Source organism: Glaesserella parasuis (assembly GCF_002015085.1).
Lineage (GTDB): Bacteria > Pseudomonadota > Gammaproteobacteria > Enterobacterales > Pasteurellaceae > Glaesserella > Glaesserella parasuis.
Window position 1 is genome coordinate 1 of record NZ_MUXW01000067.1, and the last position, 656, is coordinate 656.

Here is a 656-nt window from a genome sequence, read left to right on the forward strand (position 1 = left end):
CTTGACGGCATTTCTTCCGCATCAATCCCAAGCTCTTTCCAGCTCTTGGTTACAAGCTGTAAAATACTGCGACAACGTGGGTGTAAAGGCGGTCGTTGATAAGGTACATCGTGGTCTATCGGCTTTTTATCTAAATCCCACATTAACCCATCTCTTAATTGACATACCGTTGATGTTCGTGTGTCTAGTGTAGAAAGGTGTTTTTCTCCTGCCAAAATATCAAGGTTTTCATCTCTTAAGGCTTGATGAGCTTTATCTGCCACTTTAGCCACTGCAGTAATGACTAAGGTTTCAGCGTGTCTGCGAGACGTATTCATCAAATGCTTAACATCAGTAAGCATTTGACTTGTTTGCTGACCGTCTAACAACCCTTGGCGAATAATTCCCTCAAACTTAAAGGCAAAATCATTTCCTTGCTTTGCCCACCAATCTTCTAAGGGTGAACCTGCAATAATCGTTGCGGTTTTATTCGCTTTTTGCTTATATTCAGGCACTGGATTAAAAAAATCAAAGCCGACTTCATCATTGTAAAGCTGATGAATATGTTGGGTTTCCGCCGTGAAAAAACCGCTTAACTCGTCTTGCGTGTAAGCGGTCATTTCTTGATAGACTTTTGCCACTTCTTGCTTAAGCTCCTTAAGCAGTGTGTCTAATTG

1 protein-coding gene is annotated in these 656 nt (G+C 41.5%); it reads right to left on the bottom strand.

The window, feature by feature from the left end; all coding sequences use genetic code 11:
* Nucleotides 1-656 (bottom strand): minor capsid protein (locus B0183_RS11435; RefSeq protein WP_165688521.1); only part of this gene is annotated, 656 nt, incomplete at both ends.